A 562-nucleotide genomic window follows, 5' to 3' on the forward strand; every position below is an offset into this window, starting at 1 on the left:
GCCTTGAGGAACTCGTCAACCTGCTGCCGGATACCGCCGTAGGCGACGATGATCACGCCTTCGTTGTCCAGCGCGGCCTTCCACACCGCCAGACGCGAGTAGTAGCCCACCTCCACGATGTTGCGGATCGGGTCGCGGAACAGGTCGATCGCGCTGAGCACATTCTTCAAGCCGCTGTCCACGGCCAGGCCCAGCCGGTATTGCACCAGCCCACCGACGTTCATCGAGCGCAGCTTGTTCAGCACGTCCAGCACGGCCTCGGTCGCTATGCCGCACATCTGCCCGATCTCGGCCAAGGTCGCCATGTCGTTGGCCCAGGACGCCACCTTCATCAGCGCCTCGACCACCTTGCGTGGCGCACCGGCATTGATGAGCGTCTCCGTCACGTGGTCGGTGATGGTCTTGCCGAAGGCCTTCCACGCGTCCTTCAGCGCCAGCACGGCCGTGCCCATCTGCACGTAGGCCGGCATCGCCGTCGCCAGCGCCCGCTCCAGCAGGTCCTTCAAGTCCTGCGCCGCCTTCTGCTCGGCTTCTTCGACCCGCAGATCCTCCTCACAGAGGT

The 562-nt window shown here is 65.1% G+C and carries 1 protein-coding gene; it reads right to left on the bottom strand.

All coding sequences use genetic code 11. The features are described from left to right. The coding region (locus tag AC1DU6_RS35265) for a hypothetical protein (RefSeq protein ID WP_477863218.1) at window positions 1-562 on the bottom strand (562 nt) is incomplete at both ends.

It is taken from the genome of Roseateles sp. P5_B10 (assembly GCF_056400485.1).